At 64.0% G+C, this 20231-nt stretch carries 17 protein-coding genes; 12 read left to right on the top strand and 5 right to left on the bottom strand.

From position 1 onward, the window contains the following. Nucleotides 1-105 precede the first annotated feature (105 nt). The gene (locus P6U30_RS19365; RefSeq protein WP_407164542.1) at nucleotides 106-2973 is read left to right on the top strand and encodes a valine--tRNA ligase; all 2868 of its coding nucleotides are present in this window, start codon (nucleotides 106-108) and stop codon (nucleotides 2971-2973) included. Nucleotides 2974-2991: 18 nt separating this feature from the next. Here the strand turns inward: P6U30_RS19365 and P6U30_RS19360 are convergent, their stop codons facing one another. Beyond that, complete coding sequence (locus tag P6U30_RS19360) at nucleotides 2992-3597, bottom strand: DNA-3-methyladenine glycosylase (protein WP_407164541.1); 606 nt, start codon at nucleotides 3595-3597, stop codon at nucleotides 2992-2994. A gap of 133 nt (nucleotides 3598-3730) precedes the next feature. Here P6U30_RS19360 and lipA point away from each other — a divergent pair, with 133 nt between their 5' ends. From lipA to P6U30_RS19345, 3 genes are all read left to right on the top strand, one after another. Next, nucleotides 3731-4690, top strand: coding sequence for a lipoyl synthase (lipA, locus tag P6U30_RS19355; RefSeq protein WP_407164539.1), 960 nt, complete (start codon nucleotides 3731-3733; stop codon nucleotides 4688-4690). A 215-nt stretch (nucleotides 4691-4905) separates the two neighbouring features. After that, complete coding sequence (locus tag P6U30_RS19350) at nucleotides 4906-5445, top strand: DNA topology modulation protein (protein ID WP_407164537.1); 540 nt, start codon at nucleotides 4906-4908, stop codon at nucleotides 5443-5445. After that, a complete protein-coding gene (locus P6U30_RS19345; protein ID WP_407146203.1) occupies nucleotides 5445-5912 on the top strand; it encodes a type II toxin-antitoxin system RatA family toxin in 468 nt (155 codons plus the stop codon). Before P6U30_RS19350 ends, P6U30_RS19345 begins: the two co-directional genes overlap by 1 nt. 96 nt (nucleotides 5913-6008) lie before the next feature. On the opposite strand, the gene P6U30_RS19340 is transcribed toward P6U30_RS19345, so the two are convergent. The 3 genes from P6U30_RS19340 to P6U30_RS19330 form a co-directional block, all read right to left on the bottom strand. Further along, nucleotides 6009-6395 (bottom strand): BA14K family protein, encoded by a 387-nt coding sequence (locus P6U30_RS19340; protein WP_407164535.1) that lies wholly within the window; start codon nucleotides 6393-6395, stop codon nucleotides 6009-6011. Between the two features lie 155 nt (nucleotides 6396-6550). Continuing rightward, nucleotides 6551-7150, bottom strand: a complete 600-nt coding sequence (locus tag P6U30_RS19335) for a CinA family protein (protein ID WP_407164533.1) — start codon at nucleotides 7148-7150, stop codon at nucleotides 6551-6553. Between the two features lies 1 nt (nucleotide 7151). Then, the gene (locus tag P6U30_RS19330; protein WP_407164531.1) at nucleotides 7152-8348 is read right to left on the bottom strand and encodes a bifunctional 2-C-methyl-D-erythritol 4-phosphate cytidylyltransferase/2-C-methyl-D-erythritol 2,4-cyclodiphosphate synthase; all 1197 of its coding nucleotides are present in this window, start codon (nucleotides 8346-8348) and stop codon (nucleotides 7152-7154) included. 288 nt (nucleotides 8349-8636) lie between these two features. Between P6U30_RS19330 and dusB the strand changes: the two genes are divergently transcribed. From dusB to hflX, 7 genes are all read left to right on the top strand, one after another. After that, nucleotides 8637-9638, top strand: a complete 1002-nt coding sequence (gene dusB, locus P6U30_RS19325; protein WP_407170490.1) for a tRNA dihydrouridine synthase DusB — start codon at nucleotides 8637-8639, stop codon at nucleotides 9636-9638. Then, nucleotides 9635-10810: a two-component system sensor histidine kinase NtrB gene (locus tag P6U30_RS19320; RefSeq protein ID WP_407164529.1), complete on the top strand. Its 1176-nt coding sequence runs from the start codon at nucleotides 9635-9637 to the stop codon at nucleotides 10808-10810. The genes dusB and P6U30_RS19320 overlap by 4 nt, the downstream gene beginning before the upstream one ends. A 9-nt stretch (nucleotides 10811-10819) precedes the next feature. After that, the gene (ntrC, locus tag P6U30_RS19315; protein WP_407164527.1) at nucleotides 10820-12262 is read left to right on the top strand and encodes a nitrogen regulation protein NR(I); all 1443 of its coding nucleotides are present in this window, start codon (nucleotides 10820-10822) and stop codon (nucleotides 12260-12262) included. Between the two features lie 195 nt (nucleotides 12263-12457). Next, on the top strand, nucleotides 12458-14824 hold the full coding sequence (locus P6U30_RS19310; protein ID WP_407164525.1) for an ATP-binding protein: 2367 nt from the start codon (nucleotides 12458-12460) through the stop codon (nucleotides 14822-14824). A gap of 17 nt (nucleotides 14825-14841) precedes the next feature. Beyond that, on the top strand, nucleotides 14842-16215 hold the full coding sequence (locus tag P6U30_RS19305; protein ID WP_407146196.1) for a sigma-54-dependent transcriptional regulator: 1374 nt from the start codon (nucleotides 14842-14844) through the stop codon (nucleotides 16213-16215). Between the two features lie 362 nt (nucleotides 16216-16577). Continuing rightward, on the top strand, nucleotides 16578-16826 hold the full coding sequence (gene hfq, locus P6U30_RS19300) for an RNA chaperone Hfq (RefSeq protein WP_006020546.1): 249 nt from the start codon (nucleotides 16578-16580) through the stop codon (nucleotides 16824-16826). An 11-nt stretch (nucleotides 16827-16837) separates the two neighbouring features. Continuing rightward, entirely contained in the window at nucleotides 16838-18220 is a 1383-nt protein-coding gene (gene hflX, locus P6U30_RS19295) for a GTPase HflX (protein ID WP_407164524.1), read from the top strand. Nucleotides 18221-18383: 163 nt separating this feature from the next. On the opposite strand, the gene P6U30_RS19290 is transcribed toward hflX, so the two are convergent. Further along, nucleotides 18384-19925, bottom strand: coding sequence for an alkaline phosphatase family protein (locus tag P6U30_RS19290; protein ID WP_407170489.1), 1542 nt, complete (start codon nucleotides 19923-19925; stop codon nucleotides 18384-18386). On the opposite strand from P6U30_RS19290, the gene P6U30_RS19285 reads away from it, so the two are divergent. Next, a complete protein-coding gene (locus P6U30_RS19285; protein ID WP_407170672.1) occupies nucleotides 19896-20105 on the top strand; it encodes a hypothetical protein in 210 nt (69 codons plus the stop codon). The two genes, P6U30_RS19290 and P6U30_RS19285, sit on opposite strands and share 30 nt — an antisense overlap. The last annotated feature ends 126 nt before the right edge of the window (nucleotides 20106-20231 follow it).

Below are 20231 nucleotides of genomic sequence, written 5' to 3'. Positions count from 1 at the left end.
CAGCCACCCAAAGTTGGCCTAATCGTCGTTTCTGCGCGCAGGTCCGGTTGACTTGGTGCGTTGGGGCGGCTTTCTAGCCGTTTCCATGGTCGAAATCGCATTGTCATGATCGAGAAAAACTACCAGCCCGCCGATATCGAGCGCCGGATGTCCCGGATTTGGGAGGAGAGCGGTGCGTTCAAAGCCGGACGGCCCGAACGCAAGGACGCCACGCCGTTCACCATCGTGATCCCGCCGCCGAACGTGACCGGCTCGCTGCACATGGGGCACGCGCTCAACAACACGCTACAGGACATCCTGTGCCGTTTCGAGCGGATGCGTGGCCGCGACGTGCTGTGGCAGCCCGGAACCGACCATGCCGGCATCGCGACCCAGATGGTGGTCGAGCGGCAATTGATGGAACGCCAGGAGCCGGGCCGGCGCGAGATGGGCCGCGCCAAATTCCTCGAACGGGTGTGGCAGTGGAAAGCCGAGAGCGGCGGCACCATCGTCAACCAGCTCAAACGCCTGGGCGCCTCCTGCGACTGGTCGCGCGAGCGCTTCACGATGGACGAGGGGCTGTCGCGTGCCGTCGTCAAGGTGTTCGTCGAATTGCACCGCCAGGGGCTGATCTACAAGGACAAGCGCTTGGTCAATTGGGACCCCAAGCTGCTGACCGCGATCTCCGATCTCGAAGTGCAGCAGGTCGAGGTCAAGGGCAGCCTTTGGTACCTGCGCTATCCGATCGAAGGCCGGGCATTTAGCCCTGATGATCCCAAGTCGTTCATCGTGGTCGCAACCACGCGTCCCGAAACCATGCTCGGCGACTCCGCGGTCGCGGTGCATCCGGACGATGAGCGCTACACCGATTTGGTCGGCGAGCACGTCATTCTGCCGCTGGTCGGTCGCAAGATTCCGATCGTCGCCGACGACTATTCCGATCCGGAGAAAGGCTCGGGCGCTGTCAAGGTGACGCCGGCGCACGACTTCAACGACTTCGAGATCGGCAAGCGCCACGGCCTGCCGCAGATCAGCGTGCTCGATCAGGAGGGCTGCCTCAACTTGGTCGGCAACGAGGACTATCTGCGCGGCCTGCCGGAGGGCGCCTCGGATTTCGCGGAGGAGTTTCATCAGATCGAGCGCTTCGCCGCGCGCAAGAAGATCGTGACCCGGCTGGACGAGTTTGGCTTCCTGGAGCGGATCGAGCCGAACACCCACATGGTGCCGCACGGCGACCGCTCCGGCGTCGTGATCGAGCCTTATCTGACCGACCAGTGGTATGTCGATGCCAAGACGATGGCGCAGCCGGCGATGGCGGCGGTGCGTTCGGGCGAAACCACTTTCGTGCCGAAGAACTGGGAGAAGACTTATTTCGAGTGGATGGAGAACATTCAGCCCTGGTGCATCTCGCGCCAGCTCTGGTGGGGCCATCAGATTCCAGCGTGGTATGGACCCGACGGCAAGGCGTTCGTCGCCGAGACCGAGGAAGAGGCTGTCGGCAACGCGCTCGGCTACTATGTCGAGCAGGAGGTCATTACGCCGGAGCAGGGCCGCGAAATGGCGCTCGACCCCGCCAAGCGTGAGGGCTTCATCACCCGCGACGAAGACGTGCTCGACACCTGGTTCTCGTCGGCACTATGGCCGTTCTCGACGCTGGGCTGGCCGGACGACACGGCGGAGGTGAAGCGCTACTACCCGACCAGCGCGCTGGTCACGGGGTTCGACATCATCTTCTTCTGGGTCGCGCGGATGATGATGATGGGGCTTCACTTCATGAAGGAGGCGCCGTTCTCGACTGTTTACATCCACCGTCTCGTCCGCGACGAGAAGGGCGCCAAGATGTCGAAGTCGAAGGGCAACGTCATCGATCCGCTCGGTGTGATCGACGAATACGGCGCCGACGCGCTGCGCTTTGCGCTGACGCGCGAGGCTGCCCAGGGCCACGACATTCGCCTGTCGCCGCATCTGGTCGAGACCAACCGCAACTTCGCGACCAAGTTCTGGAACGCCTGTCGCTTCGCCGAGATGAACGAGTGCGTGAAGCCGGACGGCTTCGATGCGAAGGGCGCCAGGGAAACCCTGAACCGCTGGATCGCGCACGAGACCTCGCGCGTCACCCGCGAGGTGACCGAGGCGATCCAGGGCTATCGCTTCAACGATGCGGCGGGGGCGATCTACCGCTTCGTATGGAATGTGTTCTGCGATTGGTATCTCGAATTGGCCAAGCCGGTGCTCATGGGCGAGGAGGGCGCGGCAAAGGCCGAGACGCGCGCCATGATCGCCTGGACGCGCGACGAGATCCTGAAGCTGCTGCATCCGTTCATGCCCTTCATCACCGAGGAGCTGTGGGCCGTGACGGCCAAGCGTGATGGCCTGCTGGTGCTCGAAACATGGCCGCGCAAGGCGACGGCGCTGAGCGGCGAAGATCTGGCTGTGATGGCAATGACCGGGCCGAATGGCGAGGTCATTCCGCCGGTCATTGCGGCACTCGACGCCGACGATTTCAGCGATCCCGCGGCGGAGGCCGAGATCGGCTGGGTGGTCGACCTCGTCACCGCGATGCGCTCGGTGAAGGCAGAGATGAACATCCCGCCGTCGACGCTGACACCGCTGGTGATATCGGGAGCCTCAGACGAGACGCGCGATCGCGCGCAGCGCTGGAACGATACTATCAAGCGCCTGGCGCGGCTCTCCGATATCTCGTTCGCCGATTGTCCACCGGAAGGCGCGGTGCAGCTTCTCGTCCGCGGCGACGTGGTGGCGCTGCCGCTCAAGGGCGTCATCGATCTGGTCGCCGAGCAGGCGCGTCTGCAAAAGGAGCTCGGCAAGGCCGACGCCGACATCAAACGTGTCGACGCCAAACTCTCCAACGAGAAGTTCGTCGCCAACGCGCCGGAAGAACTCGTCGAGGAGGAGAAGGGAAAGCGCGAGGCTGCACTCGAGCGCAAGGCCAAGATCCTCGAAGCGCTCGAACGCCTGAAGAAGGCGTCGTAGCGGGCAACGCCGTGGCGCTCAAAACCGCTTGCTGAGGAACTTCGATCCCTTCACCCCGTAGCGCCAGGGCAGGTCGACTGCCTTGGTGATCCCGATTCGCACGCCTGAGACGATCTCCGGCGTGCCGGTGCGGGCATGGAGCGCGATCGGAGCCCGGTCGAGCGGTAATTCACTGTGCGCGATGGTGATGCCAAGCGCCTCACAGAGCTTGCCGGGCCCGGAGCACAAGGTGCGAACGTCATCCAAACCGCGTCGGCGGCGCATCGCCGCGATCCCGTGCGTCGGCTCGATCGCGCGGATCAGCACGGCGCTGGCAGAGCCGGCCTCCTCGCAGACGAAATTCACGCACCAGTGGATGCCGTAGGAGCGGTAGACATACGAGAAGCCCGGTGGACCGAACATCACCTGATTGCGTGGGGTCGGTCCCCGGTAGGAGTGTGCGGCGGGATCGGTGTGATGATAGGCCTCGACCTCGACAATGATGCCGCCGACGCCGTCGACAAGGAACGTGGTGCCGATCAGGTCGGGTGCGACCTCATGGACGCTGCGGTCGAAGAAGGAGCGTTTCAGCGGCTTGCCGAGGCGCGTCGCCGGCGCTTTGGTCGATTGGGGTTTTTGAGCCATTTTCAGGAGGAATCGGGGCGGAACGGGCCGAAAGACTGCCAATATATTGCGCGGTCTGCTAGGGTCGCACGGGCCGGGTTGCGAGCCGAGCCAACACGGATTAGCTAAGCCTCCTCGCGACTTGCAGGCACCTATGGTCACCATTGTCGACACTATTTCAACCACGCAGGTCCGCCCGCGGCACCCCGAAAAGGTGAACCGGCCGGACGCCGCGTCGCCTCCGAAGCCGGACTGGATCCGCGTCCGCGCGCCGAACACGCGTGGCTATGCCGATACGCGCCGGATCGTGAAGGAGAACGGCCTCGTCACCGTCTGTGAGGAGGCTGGCTGCCCGAATATCGGCGAGTGCTGGGACAAGAAGCACGCCACTTTCATGATCATGGGGGATACCTGCACGCGGGCGTGCGCATTCTGCAACGTCAAGACCGGCATGCCCGTCGCGCTCGAGGCCCACGAACCCGACTACGTTGCCGAGGCAACCTCCAAGCTTGGCCTCACCCATGTTGTTGTGACCTCGGTTGACCGCGACGATCTCGCCGATGGCGGTGCCGAGCACTTCGCGCAAACCATCCGTGCGATCCGCGCACGCTGCCCCACCACCACAATCGAGATTTTGACGCCCGACTTCCTGCGCAAGGATGGCGCGCTGGAGCGCGTGGTCGCGGCAAAGCCCGATGTATTCAATCACAATCTGGAAACGGTGCCGTCGCGCTACCTGACCGTCCGTCCGGGCGCACGCTATTTCCATTCGATCCGGCTGCTGCAACGGGTCAAGGAAATGGATCCGACCATTTTCACCAAGTCTGGCATCATGGTCGGGCTCGGCGAGGAGCGGCACGAAGTGTTGCAGGTGATGGATGATCTGCGTTCCGCCGACGTCGACTTCCTGACCATCGGCCAATATCTGCAGCCGACCCGCAAGCACCACGCCGTGATGCGCTATGTGACGCCGGACGAATTCGCAGGCTATGAGCGTGTCGCCTACACCAAGGGATTCCTGATGGTGTCGGCGAGCCCGCTGACTCGCTCGTCGCATCACGCCGGCGAGGATTTTGCGAAACTGCAGGCGGCGCGTCTGGCCCGTGGCCGCTAGAAATACGACAGTGTGATTGGGAAAGGTGCGAAGCGGCTTTCCGAAAGGATCATGCTCAAGCAAAGAGCGAAAGCGCGATGACGCTTCAATTCGATCCCATCGCGCTATAGACGGCGGAGACATCGTCGCCGCGTTCCATCGTTTCATCGAGCACGATCTATTGGAAGGGCCGGCGCCGACCGGTTCAGATCGTGCTCCAGCCTCGGACTGGACCAATGCAACGTGTTCTGGTGATGGGATCGTCGGGGTCCGGCAAGTCGACTTTCGCGCGTCGGCTATCGGACATCACCGGCATTCCGACGGTATCGATCGATGCGTTGTTCTGGAAGCCGGGCTGGGTCGAATCCGGAAAGGAGGAATTCCAGAGCCGCATGGTCGAGGCCGCGAAGCAACCGCGTTGGATCATGGATGGGAACTATATGACGAGCGGCGCAGGCGAACTGCGGCGGCAACTTTCGGATACGGTCATCTGGTTCGATCTGCCGCGGTCGGCCTGCATGTTCGGAATCTTCAAGCGGATCGCGGCAAGCTATGGCAAGGTACGCCCCGAGATGGCGGACGGCTGTCCGGAGAAGATCGACCTTGAATTCTTTCGCTACGTCTGGACCTATCGGCAGCAGCAACGGCCGAAGCTTGTCGCATATTTTCAGGGGTTGCGGCCCGATCAAACGCTGGTGTGCTTCACGGACCGTGAGCAGGCGGATGACTATCTGCAAGACCTCGCATTGAAGCGAAAGCGCACGAGTATTCACTGATGCCGCGATTCTCCAGCAAGCGGCGGGTGCACCACGCCGCGCAGCAAATGTTCGATCTGGTTGCCGACGTCGAGCGCTATCCGGAATTCGTGCCGCTGTGCCAGTCGCTGAAGGTGCGCCAGCGCACACCGAATGACGATGGCACCGAGGTCGTGATCGCCGACATGACCGTGTCGTTCAAGCTGGTGCGGGAATCCTTCACGAGCAAAGTGACCCTCGACCCGCCCAACCGGAAGATTCTGGTCGAATATTTGCGCGGCCCGTTCAGCAATCTGGAGAATCGTTGGACCTTCGAGCCAAGGTCCGAAACCGATTGCGATGTCGGTTTCTTCCTGTCCTACGAGTTCAAGAGCCGGATGCTGGCGATGCTGATGGGCTCGATGTTCGATGCCGCATTTTCACGCTTCGCAGCGGCGTTCGAGAAGCGGGCGGACCAGATCTATGGAAAGCCCCAGCTTTCGACCTAGGGCCGTCTCGTTCTGCTTCGTTTCTCGGTCCCCGCAACGTGAATGCCCGGCGCTAGGCCGGGCATTCCGGAGCCGTCTCGTGAGATCGACTGTTGGCTACGGACAGGGGCGCCGTGTGCCGTAGTTGGAGAGATAGGTGCCCGACGCCGGATCGTAGGAGCGGAAGCGCTGCGAGCAATAGGCGTCGTTGTTGGCTTTCGCCTGGCTCGCGGCTATCGCGCCGCCGATGATCGCGCCGGCTGCAAGGCCGCCGATGATCGCCGCGCCGTTTCCGCGGTCCCCGTAATATCCGCCCCGATAGCCGTAATATCCGCCGCGATAGCCGTAGCGGGGACCTCCATGCCAGTGACGATACTGCACCTGCTGGACCGACGCCGGCTGATCTTGCAACGTCGCGAGCGCGAGTGGCGCGGCGGACGAGGGTGCGACTGAAAGCGTCATAGCCGCCGTTGTCGCGGTCACAAGCATGGTTCGCAGCTTCATTATTGTCTCCTTGTTGGGGCTAGGAATCATGGACGAAGGTGGGCGTGCGATAACAGCCGATAACGCGCCGCGTTCCCCTGGAGCAAGCGTCACTGGGTCGCAGTTGAGGCACGACGAAACGAAAGGAATCGCCGCGCATGGATCGTCACACCCAGCTATCCACGCGGTAACCGGCGGCGCTTGGCGGCGTGACTACGCGGTGAGCGGGCGACTCGTGGCCGCAACCGGCTCACGGCCTCGCGGCGGGGCTTGGCGGCCTGCGGGGGCCGCGCCAATTCCATCAACATGCGCAAGGCTTCGACCACCGAACGCTGGCGCACCGCCGTACGGCCGATCGCACCAAATCGTTGTTCGCGGTGGATGATGCGGCCGTCGCGCGCGGCGACGGCGAAATGAACCAGCCCCACGGGCTTGCCCGGTGTCGCGCCGCCCGGGCCCGCGATGCCGGTGATGGAGACTGCGAGATCGACGCCAGCCTTTTCCAGCGCGCCGATCGCCATCGCGGTCGCGGTTTCCTTGCTGACCGCACCGAACGTTTCGAGCGTCGCAGCCTTGACGCCGAGCATCATGCGTTTGGCCTCATTCGAATAGGTGACGAAGCCGCGGTCGATCACGTCGGAGGAGCCGGGGATGTCGGTGAGCGCGCCGGCAACCAGCCCGCCGGTGCAGGATTCGGCGGTCGCGATGGTCAGCTTGCGCATCCGGCACAGGTCGAGCAGCGAGCGGGAGAGGGCACGAGCGTCGCTGCCGCCCATGTTATGCGCTCCAACCTTTGTCGTCCCAGGGCAGGCGGATGGTGGCACTCGCGGTCGCTGCAATGCCTTCCTCGCGGCCGGTGAAGCCGAGCCGCTCACTCGTGGTTGCCTTGACCGCGACGCGCGAGATATGGACGCCGGAAATCTCGGCGATCTTCGCGCGCATCGTATCGCGCAGCGGGCCGATCTTCGGCCGCTCACAGATCAACGTCACCTCGAGATTGGCGATGCGTCCGCCGCGCGCGGTGACGCGCTCGACGGCATATTTCAAGAACTGGTCGGAGGAGGCGCCTTTCCACTTGGCGTCGCTCGGCGGGAAGTGTGAGCCGATGTCGCCGTCGGCCAGCGCACCGAGTATAGCGTCGACCAGCGCGTGCAGCCCGACGTCGCCATCGGAATGGGCGAGGAAGCCCCTACTGTGCGGGACGCGCACGCCGCAGATCATGACGTGGTCGCCGTCGCCGAAGGCGTGCACATCATAACCGGTGCCGGTCCTGATATCGCCAAGCTGGCTCGCCAACCGCGCTTCCTCGCGGACGAAGTCCTCAGGCGTCGTGAGTTTCATGTTGGCAGGATCACCTTCAAAAGTCGCAACCGTCAATCCCGCCCATTCCGCAAGCGCCGCGTCGTCGGTGAAATCGCTGCGGCCCTCGCGCGCCGCGCGACGATGCGCCTCCAATATCACGTCGAAACGAAAGGCCTGTGGCGTCTGCGCGATCCGCAAGCGTGCACGCTCCGGAGTCGCTTCGACGTCGCCGGTATCGCCGGTGAGTTTGATTGTGTCGGTAACGGGAACCACGGGGATCGCGGCGCCCGTGCGGCCCGCGGCCGCGATCGCGCGCGAGATCACGGCTGGCGTGACGAAGGGACGCGCGGCGTCGTGGATCAGGACGATATCCAGTCTCTGGTCGGCGAGTGCCTCGAGCCCCGCATGCACGGAGGCCTGACGGGTCGCCCCACCGGGGACGGCTGTCCGATGACGCAAGCCGGCAACCGCCTCCTGGAAAAGCGCGGCATCGTCGGGATTCACCACGGGCTGGACGGCGAGCACATCCGGATGCCCGGAGAAAGCCTCCATCGCGCGGTAGATCACGGTTTGTCCGCCGATCGTGCGGTATTGCTTGGGCCCGCCGGCACCGGCGCGCAGTCCGCGCCCGGCTGCGACAAGGATGGCTGCGGTACGCGCGCGCTTCGGCATTTTTGAACCAGTGACAGACGAATCGGGGATGAGGAGATGGGCGACGGGATCGCCGCGCACAGCCCTTAGCACGACCAGTGCGCAAGGACAGAGCATTTCCGGTTTGCTGTGGGAAAAGCAGATTTTGTTGCAGTGCACTTGCGCGAATGGTAGAATTGTCTAAAGTGTAGGCATGAAGCTTGACTGCACAAGATTTGTGCGCACAATACATGAAATCGGCTGCAATGGCGTGGTCGACGAACCGACGAGACGGCCGTGACCGGCGTGCAAAGTGTTTCTCGTAACCCATTGAAGATAGGTGACATTGCTGTCGCCAACCGGGTTCTCCTCGCGCCGATGTCCGGCGTCACCGACGCCCCCTTCAGGCGACTCACGGCGGCTCTTGGCGCCGGGCTGGTGGTGTCGGAGATGACCGCCAGCGACGACCTGGTGAATGGCAAGCCGATGTCGAAGCTGCGCTGCGAGGCAGCCGGGATCGGGCCGCACGTTGTCCAACTCGCCGGCTGCGAGAGTCATTGGATGGCGGAGGGTGCCCGGATCGCCGAGAGCGCTGGCGCCGACGTCATCGATATCAACATGGGGTGCCCGGCCCGGCATGTGACCGGTGGCCAATCCGGCTCGGCGCTGATGCGCAATCTCGATCACGCGGTCGCGTTGGTCGAGGCGACAATCTCGGCGGTCAAGGTGCCAGTGACGCTGAAGATGCGGCTCGGCTGGGACGAGCGCTCGCTCAACGCGCCGGAACTGGCGCGCCGTGCCGAGGCCGCCGGCGTGCGGATGATCACCGTGCATGGCCGAACCCGTTGCCAGTTCTACAAGGGCGACGCTGACTGGAGTGCGGTGCGTGCGGTCAAGGATGCCGTCACGATCCCGGTCGTGGTCAACGGCGACATCACCTCGTTCGACAAGGCCGTCACCGCGCTCGAACTGTCGGGTGCCGACGCCGTCATGATTGGCCGCGGCGCGCAGGGCCAGCCCTGGCTGCCGGGCCAGATCGGCCGCCGGCTGGAGACCGGCATCGCCGAAGCCGCACCATCGCTCAGCGAACAGCTCAAGCACGTCCGTGCGCTCTATGACGAAGTTTGCAGCCACTACGGCGTGCGCATCGGATTCAGGCACGCCCGCAAGCATCTTGGCTGGGCGCTCGAGACCGCCGCCGCCTGCAGCCGCGCGCCGGCCGCAACGTTGAAGACCTGGCGGCAGAAGATACTCACCTCGGACGAGCCGTCCAGCGTGCATCGGTCGCTCGAGGACGCCTACGACGATTTTGCCTGGAGTGCCGCCGCATGACGTCGGCCATGGAACAGCGCCGGCCCGTGCCTACCGACGGGGAAGCGATCCTCAATGCGTTGCCCAATCCGGTGCTGCTGGTCGCGCCGGACGGCCGCATCGTCGACGCCAACATCGCCGCCGAAGCCTTCTTCGAGATCTCGGCGCAATTTCTGCGCCGGCAGTCGCTGAAGGAGCTGGTGCCGTTTGGCAGCCCGCTGCTCGCGCTGATCGAGCAGGTGCGGGCGAGCGGTTCGCCGGTCAATGAATACAAGGTCGATCTGGGGACACCGCGCATCGGCGGCGATCGCCAGGTCGATCTGCACGTCGCGCCGCTGACTGAACGACCCGGCCACATCGTGGTGATGCTGCAGGAGCGCACCATCGCCGACAAGATGGACCGCCAGCTCACGCATCGCAGCGCTGCGCGCTCGGTGATCGCGCTCGCCGCGATGCTGGCTCACGAGATCAAAAATCCGCTGTCGGGAATCCGCGGCGCCGCGCAGCTCCTGGAGCAGCAGGCGTCCTCCGAGGATCGGCTGCTGACGCGGCTGATCTGCGACGAGGCGGATCGCATCGTCACGCTGGTCGACCGCATGGAAGTGTTCGGCGACGAGCGGCCGGTGGCGCGCGGCCCGGTCAACATCCATTCGGTGCTCGACCATGTGAAGCGGCTGGCGCAGTCCGGCTTTGCCCGCAACGTCCGCTTCATCGAGGACTACGATCCGTCGTTGCCGCCGGTGCTGGCCAATCAGGACCAGTTGATCCAGGTATTCCTCAATCTGGTGAAGAACGCCGCCGAAGCGGTCGCCGATCTCGGCGCCGATGCGGAGATCCAACTCACCACGGCGTTCCGTCCGGGCGTGCGGTTGTCGGTGCCCGGCAAGAAATCGCGGGTCTCGCTGCCGCTCGAATTCTGCGTGAAGGACAACGGGAGCGGCGTGCCGGAAGATCTGCTGCCGAACCTGTTCGATCCCTTCGTCACCACCAAGCAGACCGGGAGCGGGCTCGGGCTCGCACTGGTTGCCAAGATCATCGGCGATCACGGCGGCATCATCGAATGCGAGTCGCAGCCGCGGAAGACCACATTCCGCGTGCTGATGCCGGTGTACAGCGCTGCCAAGCAACACGACCAAAGCAACCGCGACGACGTTCCGGGTACGCCGTCGCCTGCCTCTCAGGATGCACGATGAGGAACACCAATGCCCGCAGGTAGCATACTTGTCGCTGACGACGACACCGCCATCCGGACCGTCCTGAACCAGGCGCTCTCGCGCGCCGGCTACGAGGTACGCCTGACCGGCAATGCCGCCACGCTGTGGCGATGGGTCAGCCAGGGCGAGGGCGATCTCGTCATCACCGACGTGGTGATGCCCGACGAGAACGCGTTCGATCTGTTGCCGCGGATCAAGAAGATGCGGCCGAACCTGCCGGTCATCGTGATGAGCGCGCAGAACACCTTCATGACGGCGATCCGCGCCTCGGAGCGCGGCGCCTACGAGTATCTGCCGAAGCCGTTCGACCTGAAGGAGCTGATCACGATCGTCGGCCGCGCGCTCGCCGAGCCGAAGGAGCGGGTGGCCAGCGCCGCCGACGATTCCGAGTTCGAGTCGATCCCGCTGGTCGGCCGCTCACCGGCGATGCAGGAAATCTACCGCGTGCTGGCGCGGCTGATGCAGACCGACCTCACGGTGATGATCTCCGGCGAGTCCGGCACCGGCAAGGAGCTCGTTGCCCGCGCGCTGCATGACTATGGCCGGCGCCGCAACGGCCCGTTCGTCGCGGTCAACATGGCGGCGATCCCGCGCGACCTCATCGAGTCCGAATTGTTCGGCCACGAGCGCGGGGCGTTCACCGGCGCCAACACCCGCGCCTCCGGCCGCTTCGAGCAGGCCGAAGGCGGCACCCTGTTCCTCGACGAAATCGGCGACATGCCGATGGAGGCGCAGACGCGCCTGCTGCGCGTCCTGCAGCAGGGCGAATACACCACCGTCGGCGGCCGCACCCCGATCAAGACCGATGTGCGCATCGTCGCCGCCTCAAACAAGGATTTGCGCATCCTGATCCAGCAGGGCCTGTTCCGGGAGGATCTGTTCTTCCGCCTCAATGTCGTGCCGCTGCGGCTGCCGCCGCTGCGCGAGCGCATCGAGGACCTGCCCGATCTGATCAGGCACTTCTTCGCGCTTGCCGAAAAGGATGGCCTACCGCCGAAGAAGCTCGACACCCAGGCACTGGAGCGGCTCAAGCAGCACCGTTGGCCGGGCAACGTCCGCGAACTGGAAAACCTCGCCCGGCGGCTCGCCGCGCTTTATCCGCAGGACGTCATTACCTCGTCGGTCATCGACGGCGAACTGGCGCCGCCGGCCGTCGCATCGGGGGGCAACGCCACCGTCGGCGTCGACAATCTCGGCGGCGCCGTCGAGGCCTACCTGTCGTCGCACTTCTCAGGTTTCCCGAACGGGGTACCGCCGCCGGGCCTCTATCATCGCATTCTCAAGGAAATCGAGGTGCCGCTCCTGACCGCAGCACTGGCAGCCACCCGCGGGAACCAGATTCGGGCGGCCGACCTGCTGGGGTTGAACCGCAATACCCTGCGCAAGAAGATCCGCGACCTGGATATTCAGGTCTATCGGAGCGGGGCCTAATCACGCGGTCCCCTGGGCAAAGGGCGCAATAGGACGGCGGCGGCCTCCGGTCGCCGCCAATCCCGAGTCCACCGCAGCCGGTCTGTGGACACCCTCGAGCCGACGCCGCGGAAATGTCGTAATTCGGCAACAATGTGATATGATTGCATCAGTCCGTAACTTCAGCGGACGAGAGCATTCAGCTCACTTGCCGGTATGACCAGCGAAGAAACCACGCCTTCAACGTTAGACGCGTCCCGAACCGAGCCGAGGGGCTTTCCCCTTCGGCGCTGGCTGGCGCCGTTTGCGGCGGTCACGGCCCTGCTGTCAGCATTCCTGACCTTCGTGGTGCTGAGCGGCCTGACCCCGATCGAGCCGACCAAGCGGGTCGTCTACTCGTTCCTGCTGATCAACACGGCCATCATCCTGCTGCTCGTCGGGATCATCATCCCCGAGGTCTGGAAGGTGCTCCAGGCCCGGCGGCGGGGCAGGGCGGCGGCCCGGTTGCATGTCCAGATCGTGAGCCTGTTCTCGGTGATCGCGGTGCTGCCGGCGGTCCTGGTCGCCATCATCGCCAACGTCACCCTCGACCGCGGTCTCGATCGGCTGTTTTCGGGGCCGACGCGGGAAGCGATCCAGAACTCGCTCAGCGTCGCCCGCGCCTACACCTACGAGCATGCGCAGCTCATCAACGGCGACATCCTGTCGATGGCCAACGATCTGTCCAATGCGCGGCCGCTCTACGACCAGGACCGGCGGACCTTTCAGGAATTCCTGACCGTGGGCGCGGCCGGCCGCAACCTGACCGGGGCGATGCTGCTCGACAAGGACGGTAACATCCTCGCCAACGCCGACACCGGAATATCGCAATCCTTCCTGACGCCGCCGAAGGAATTGCTCGACAGCGTCACCGAGAACAAGCCGGAAATATCGGTCTTTCCCGAGGAGAATTACGTAGCGGCGGTGGTGCGCCTGCGCGGCTTCACCGACACGTTTCTGTTCGTCGCGCGGCTGCTCGATCCGCGTGTCATCAGCCAGTTGAAGCAGACCCAGGCCAGCGTCGCCGAATATGCCCAGACCGAATCGCGCCGGCTCGGCATCCAGGTCACGTTCGCGCTGATGTTCGCGGTGATCGCGCTGACCATTTTGATGGCCTCGGTGCTGATCGGACTTAATTTCGCCAACTGGCTGGTTGAGCCGATCCGCAATATCATGAGTGCGGCGAACCAAGTCTCGACTGGCGATCTGCATGTGCAGGTGCCGGTGGTCAAATCCGAGGGCGATCTCGCCCAGCTCGGCCAGACCTTCAACAACATGACGCAGGAGCTGCGCACCCAGCGCGACGAGCTGGTCAATGCCAGCGAGCTGATCGACAGCCGCCGCCGCTTCATCGAGGCGGTGCTGTCCTCGGCGAGCGCCGGCATCATCGGCGTCGATGCATCCGGCAGCATCGGCATCCTCAACCGTTCGGCCGAGAAGCTCATCGGGCACGCCGAGTCCGAAACGCTGGACCATCCGCTGTCCGATGTGTTGCCCGAGCTCGACGACATGATGAAGACCGCGCGCGAGGGCACCCAGCGTCTCGTGCAGGGCCAGATCACCATCAACCGCGACGGTCACGAGCGGAATCTATCGGTGCGGATCTCGGCCGAAAAGACCAGCCAGGCGCGCGACAGCTACATCATTACGCTCGACGACATCACCGAGCTGGTGTCGGCGCAGCGCACCTCGGCCTGGGGCGACGTTGCTCGCCGCATCGCCCATGAGATCAAGAATCCACTGACCCCGATCCAGCTCTCCGCCGAGCGCATCCGCCGCAAGTTCGGCAAGACCATCACCGAGCCGAAGGACAAGTCGATCTTCGATCAGTGCACCGACACCATCGTCCGCCAGGTCGACGACATCAGGCGCATGGTCGACGAGTTCTCGCGCTTTGCGCGGATGCCCAAGCCGGTGATGGAAGGCGAGGACGTCGCCGACGTGGTGCGTCAGGCGGTATTCCTGATGCGGGTCGCGCATCCCGATCTGGACATCGAGGCCGACATCAAGCAGGACCCGCTGCCCGCGCAGTTCGACCGTCGGCTGATCTCGCAGGCGCTGACCAACATCATCAAGAACGCGACCGAAGCGATCGAGCAGGTGCCGCCCGAGGAGCTCGGCAAGGGCCGGATCGACGTCGTCGCCCAGCGCGAGGACGACGACATCATCATCGATGTCGTCGACAACGGCATCGGGCTGCCGAAGGTCGCCCGCGCGCGCCTGCTGGAGCCCTATGTCACGACCCGCGCCAAGGGCACCGGTCTCGGGCTCGCAATCGTCGGCCGCGTGCTGGAGGACCATGGCGGCCGCATCGAGCTCAAGGACGCCTCAGATTTCCGCGAGGGCCAGCGCGGTGCCTGGATGCGCCTGCGTTTCGCCGTGTCGGGCCAGGCGGCCAAGCCCGACAGCAAGGAGCCTGGACCGGACGTGAGGGCGGGATCGGGCGGGCCGGACGCTGAAAAAAAACCGCCGGGAGAGGCGACCAGCCCCCCGGCAGAAACGACCAACAATGAACCAAAAATCAAAGCCGCGACGGGCGACTGACAAGGCAGGTGTAACTCATGGCTAGCGACATTCTGATTGTCGATGACGAAGCTGATATTCGCGACCTCGTTGCGGGCATCCTGGACGACGAGGGCTTTTCCACGCGCACCGCGCGCGACAGCGATTCGGCGCTCGCCGAGATCGCCAATCGCCGGCCGCATCTGGTCTTCCTCGACATCTGGCTGCAGGGCTCCAAGCTCGACGGCCTGCAATTGCTCGAGCAGATCAAGAAGGACAATGCCGATCTGCCTGTCGTGATGATCTCCGGCCACGGCAACATTGAAACCGCGGTCGCGGCGATCAAGCGCGGCGCCTATGACTTCATCGAAAAGCCCTTCAAATCGGACCGGCTGATCCTGGTCGCGACGCGGGCATTGGAGACCTCGCGGCTCCGGCGGGAGGTGAAGGAGCTCAAGCAGCTCGCGCCGGCGGCGAGCATCCTGACTGGCCGCTCGGCTTGCATGAACCAGCTCCGCCAGACCATCGACCGCGCCGCCAAGGCCAACAGCCGCATCCTGATCGTCGGACCTGCAGGCTCGGGCAAGGAGCTTGCCGCGCGCACGCTGCACCACGCGTCGGGGCGCGCGGAGGGGCCGTTCGTGGTCATCAATGCGGCCGCGATCACGCCGGAACGGATGGAGGTCGAGCTGTTCGGCATCGAGGGATCGACGAACGGCGAGCAGCAGCGCAAGCCCGGCGCGCTCGAAGAGGCCCACGGCGGCACGCTGTTCATCGACGAAATCGCCGATATGCCGCGCGAGACCCAGAACAAGATCCTGCGCGTGCTCGTCGACCAGACCTTTCAGCGCCAGGGCGGCACCGGCAAGGTCCACGTCGACGTCCGAATCATCTCGTCCACGGCGCGCAATCTGGAGGAAGAGATCGCGGCCGGTCGCTTCCGCGAAGACCTTTACCACCGGCTGTCCGTGGTGCCGATCCGCGTCCCCCCGCTGTCCGAGCGGCGCGAGGACATCCCTGAATTGATCGATTACTTCATGGACCAGATCTCGGCTGCCACCGGCCTGCCGAAGCGGCAGATCGGGCAGGACGCAATGGCGGTGCTGCAATCGCATGTCTGGCCGGGTAACGTCCGGCAGCTTCGCAACAACGTCGAGCGCGTGATGATTCTCGCCGGCGGCGGACCGGAGGCGATCATCACCGCCGACATGCTGCCGCAGGATGTCGGCTCGATGGTGCCGGCGATGCCGACCTCCAACAATGGCGAGCACATTATGGGCCTGCCGCTGCGGGAGGCCCGAGAAGTGTTCGAGCGAGACTATCTGATCGCCCAGATCAGCCGCTTCTCCGGGAACATCTCGCGCACCGCGGAGTTTGTCGGCATGGAGCGGTCCGCGCTGCACCGCAAGCTGAAGGCTCTGGGGGTCGGCTGATCCCCAGCACGGCCGGGCCAGGCGAAGAAGCGTCCTGCCTGGGCGACCACGTTGCGCCGGACCTCCGCGGGCAAGTCCGGGCGTTGCCGGGAGATTTCAAGGGTATGCCCCTTAGTTTCTCGGTTTGACCTATCCAGTTACTTGTGAATATTTGCCTCTTTTCCCGCGCTTTCTTAGAATTGCCACCGTGTTCCTACGGAGTGGCGCGTGAACCGACTTGCCTAAAAAGCGCGCGTGGCCTCTAATCCTACCGCTATGCCTGCCGGAGGGGGATCTCAGGGCAGGTGAGTGGCCGGGGAGGCTCCGTCAGAGAGCAACAACCGGTTCAATAAAAAGAAGCACAAGCTTGCGGGATAAAAACAATGGCGGCAGACCGCGCACAAAATCTACAAGACACCTTCCTTAATCACGTTCGTAAAACCAAAACACCACTGACGATATTTCTGGTCAACGGAGTGAAGCTGCAGGGGATTGTCACATGGTTCGACAATTTCTGCCTGCTGTTGCGGCGCGACGGTCATTCGCAGCTGGTCTACAAGCACGCGATCTCGACCATCATGCCCGGCGCTCCGATCCAGTTGTTCGAAGGCGGTGAGGACGCACCGGCTTGAGAGTGAACTGATTGGAACCCTTCAATCGTGAAGGGGGCGCCGACCGCCCACGGTCGGCGGGGGACGGCAGTACTGGGCGGGTGATCGTCATCGGCCCTTACCTGCGTGCGCGCCGCGGCGATGGCGACGCGCGAGCGGATTCGTCTGTCCGCAACTACGATGCACGGATCGAGGAAGCGGCCGGCTTGGCGCGCGCCATCGATCTCGTCGTCGTGGAAAAGGTGGTCGCTCCGATCAGCCAGATCCGTCCGGCGACCTATCTCGGCAAGGGCAAGGTCGAGGAGATCTCCGGCCTTGTCGCGAGCCATGCGACCGAACTCGTGGTGATGGATTGCGCGCTGTCGCCGATCCAGCAGCGTAACCTCGAGAAGGCGTGGAGCACCAAGGTGCTCGATCGTACCGGCCTGATCCTGGAAATCTTCGGCCGCCGCGCCAAGACCAAGGAAGGCGCGTTGCAGGTCGAGCTCGCCCATCTCAATTACCAGCGCAGCCGCCTGGTGCGGTCCTGGACCCACCTCGAGCGCCAGCGCGGCGGCTTCGGGTTCATGGGGGGCCCCGGCGAAACCCAGATCGAGGCCGACCGCCGCCTGATCAGCGAGCGCATCACCAAGCTCGAGGGCGAATTGAAGAAGGTGCAGGCAACGCGGCGGCTGCATCGTGCCGGCCGCCAGCGCGTGCCGTACCGCGTGGTGGCGCTGGTCGGCTACACCAATGCCGGCAAATCGACCCTCTTCAATCGCCTGACGCGATCGGACGTGCAGGCGGCCGATATGCTGTTTGCGACCCTCGATCCGACGCTGCGCGCGCTCAACCTGCCGCATGGCGGCAAGGCGATGCTGTCAGACACCGTCGGCTTCATCTCCAACCTGCCGACCCAGCTCGTGGCCGCATTCCGGGCGACGCTGGAGGAGGTGCTGGAGGCCGATATCATCCTGCATGTGCGCGACATCTCCCACGAAGATGCCGAAGCCCAGGAACGGGACGTTGAGGCGGTGCTGCGCCAGCTCGGCATCGACCCGGACGCCGACGGCGGCCAACGCATCATCGAGGTCTGGAACAAGATCGATCGTTTTGATCCCGATGAGCGCGAGAACCTGCGCAACATCGCGGCGCGCCGGCCGCTGGAGCGGCCTTGCTTCCTGGTCTCGGCGACCTCGGGCGAGGGGATCGATGAGCTGCTGTCCGCGATCGAAGGCCGGCTTGCGTCCAAGCGGATGACTCTGAGCCTGTCGATCGACGCCTCCGACGGCGCCGGCATTAGCTGGCTACATCGCAACGCCGAAGTGCTCAACAAGGAGCTGCACGGCGAACGTTTCGACATGACGGTGCGGGTCGACGAGAGCAAGCGCGATATCGTGGTCAGCCGGTTTGATGCGGTGCCGCCGGGCACGTGATGCCGGAGATGCCGCCAGGCCTCACGGTCCATCGCGCCTATGCAAACAAGAACCCGGAGCGCGACCAGGATCCTTCCTGATCTCACCGCGCTCCGGATGCCGCAATGACTGGCGGTTGATACCAAGGGCAGGGCAGGTTCCCAGACCCTGGACCAGCCATCATCTACTCAATTCCCGGCAGCGATTTCGTGTGCTCCTTGCGTACGGCCTCGAGCTCTTCGGGATCGAGCCCCAACACTTTCAGAATCGTGGGCGCGATCTGCGCGGTGGCAACCGGCTCGTTCACCACTGAGCGGGGCAGGTCGGGCTTCGATACCAGGAGCGCGACATGGACGTCGTCGGGATTGAAACCGCCATGTTCGGCGATTTTCGAGCCGCCGGTATAGATCACGCCGACGCGCGTGATACCGATAATGTCGGGTGCACGGGAGTCCTTGGCCGGGTTCTGGAACATGTCGGCCAGCGCATCGCCATAGAGGAAGCTCGCAATGCCGGTGTCCCCGGCAAAGTTTTTCAGCGCGTTGACCGCTTCCACGGTCTTGTTGCCGCTGTTGTCCTTGAGCCAGATCAGGACGCCGTCATCGGCGATGTCAAAGGCGAAGTTCGATCCGATCGGAGCAGCGATGACCGCGGCGTCGTCGAGTGCAGCCCGCTTGGTGCGGTCGACCGGAGACTGCCCGTGCTTGGCGCTGACGATGACGAGGGTGCGTTCCGCGAGACCGCGGTTCTGCAGCGTGTTCATCATCTGCCCGATGGAGCTGTCGACGAAGCGGATCGCGTTGGCGAGATTGTCGCTTGGCGTGCCGATCGCGTCCGTGTAGCCGCCGATCTTCAGCTTCTGGCCAACGCTGACGGCCTGAAAGTTCATGCCGAGGATTGCCGGCGTGCCCACCTCGATCGTCCCCATATGATTGAACCCGTTGAGCTCATTGAGGATGGCCGAGACCTTGATGCCGTCGTAGTACTCAACGCCGCCGATCGTCGAGGTGAAGTCGCTGCCGCAGTTCGGACCGGGACAATTGGGATCGGTGACCGGCGCCGGCGCCGTCGAATGCAGCCCCAGCGCGTTGATCAACTGCACGTTGGCATTGCTGAGGTCGGAATTGATCTCGGGCGCGAAGAACTCATCGATATTGGTGCCGGGCCCGTCAGCCGGCTGGGAATCCGGATCATTGCCGTTGAGGAGATCGTAGGCCGGATGCTTGTCGGACCACGCGGTCTTTAGGTGATGGTGATGAAGCACCTGGAAAATGGTGTTGGTGCGCACGAAATTGTGCGGCCACACCGGCGCGCAACGCTTCTGTGCGAGCTGACCCGGCAAATTGTTGGGATCAATCGCGACCGCGCTGCTGGACCCGGTCAGGCTCGCCGGCACGCCGCCGTCGATCGAATGCTGGTTCTTGTCGAGATTCTCGGCATTATTGGTCTCCGCGCCCGGACCTTGCGCGCAGGGCGCAGACGAGGCACTGGCCGGCGCGAACAGCGTGCGATCGTAGCTGTCGTCGTAATACACGCCGTTTGATTTCGGCGTGCCGCCGGTCACTTGCGCCAGCATGCCGGGAAACGAATCCGACGGCTTGGTGGTGGATGCATTGGCGTAGGTCGTGCCGTGCTGGGCAAGCTTTGCCAGGTTCGGGCACAATTTGCTGGCGATGCAATTGGTGAGGTCGAAGCCGTGGAAGCCGTCGATGCTCAGCAACAGCACGTGCTCAATGCGGCGGCCATGGTGATGCGCGCTATCGTCGTCAGCGAAAGCCGTCGCCGCCACGAGCGCTTGCCAAGAAAGCGCCACTCCGATTGCCGTCGTCCATCCGCGCTTTGGCATCCCCATGCATCCCTCCTCTTGTTTTGGATCGAGGAGAAGGATTTAGCGATCCGTAAATGACAGCAGGGCGTCGCTTTGATGAAGATTTATATCGGGCCGCGAGATAACAACCGAAAGTAACCGATGACACCGGAAAGACTGAGGCAAGTCGGGCCTAATTGGCTCGGCCGTGAATCTGGTTGCTTC

Origin of the sequence: Bradyrhizobium sp. ORS 111 (genome assembly GCF_045571485.1) — a bacterium.
Lineage (GTDB): Bacteria > Pseudomonadota > Alphaproteobacteria > Rhizobiales > Xanthobacteraceae > Bradyrhizobium.
The sequence above is the reverse complement of the archived record's forward strand: the minus strand, read 5'-3'. Positions and strand labels throughout refer to the sequence as shown.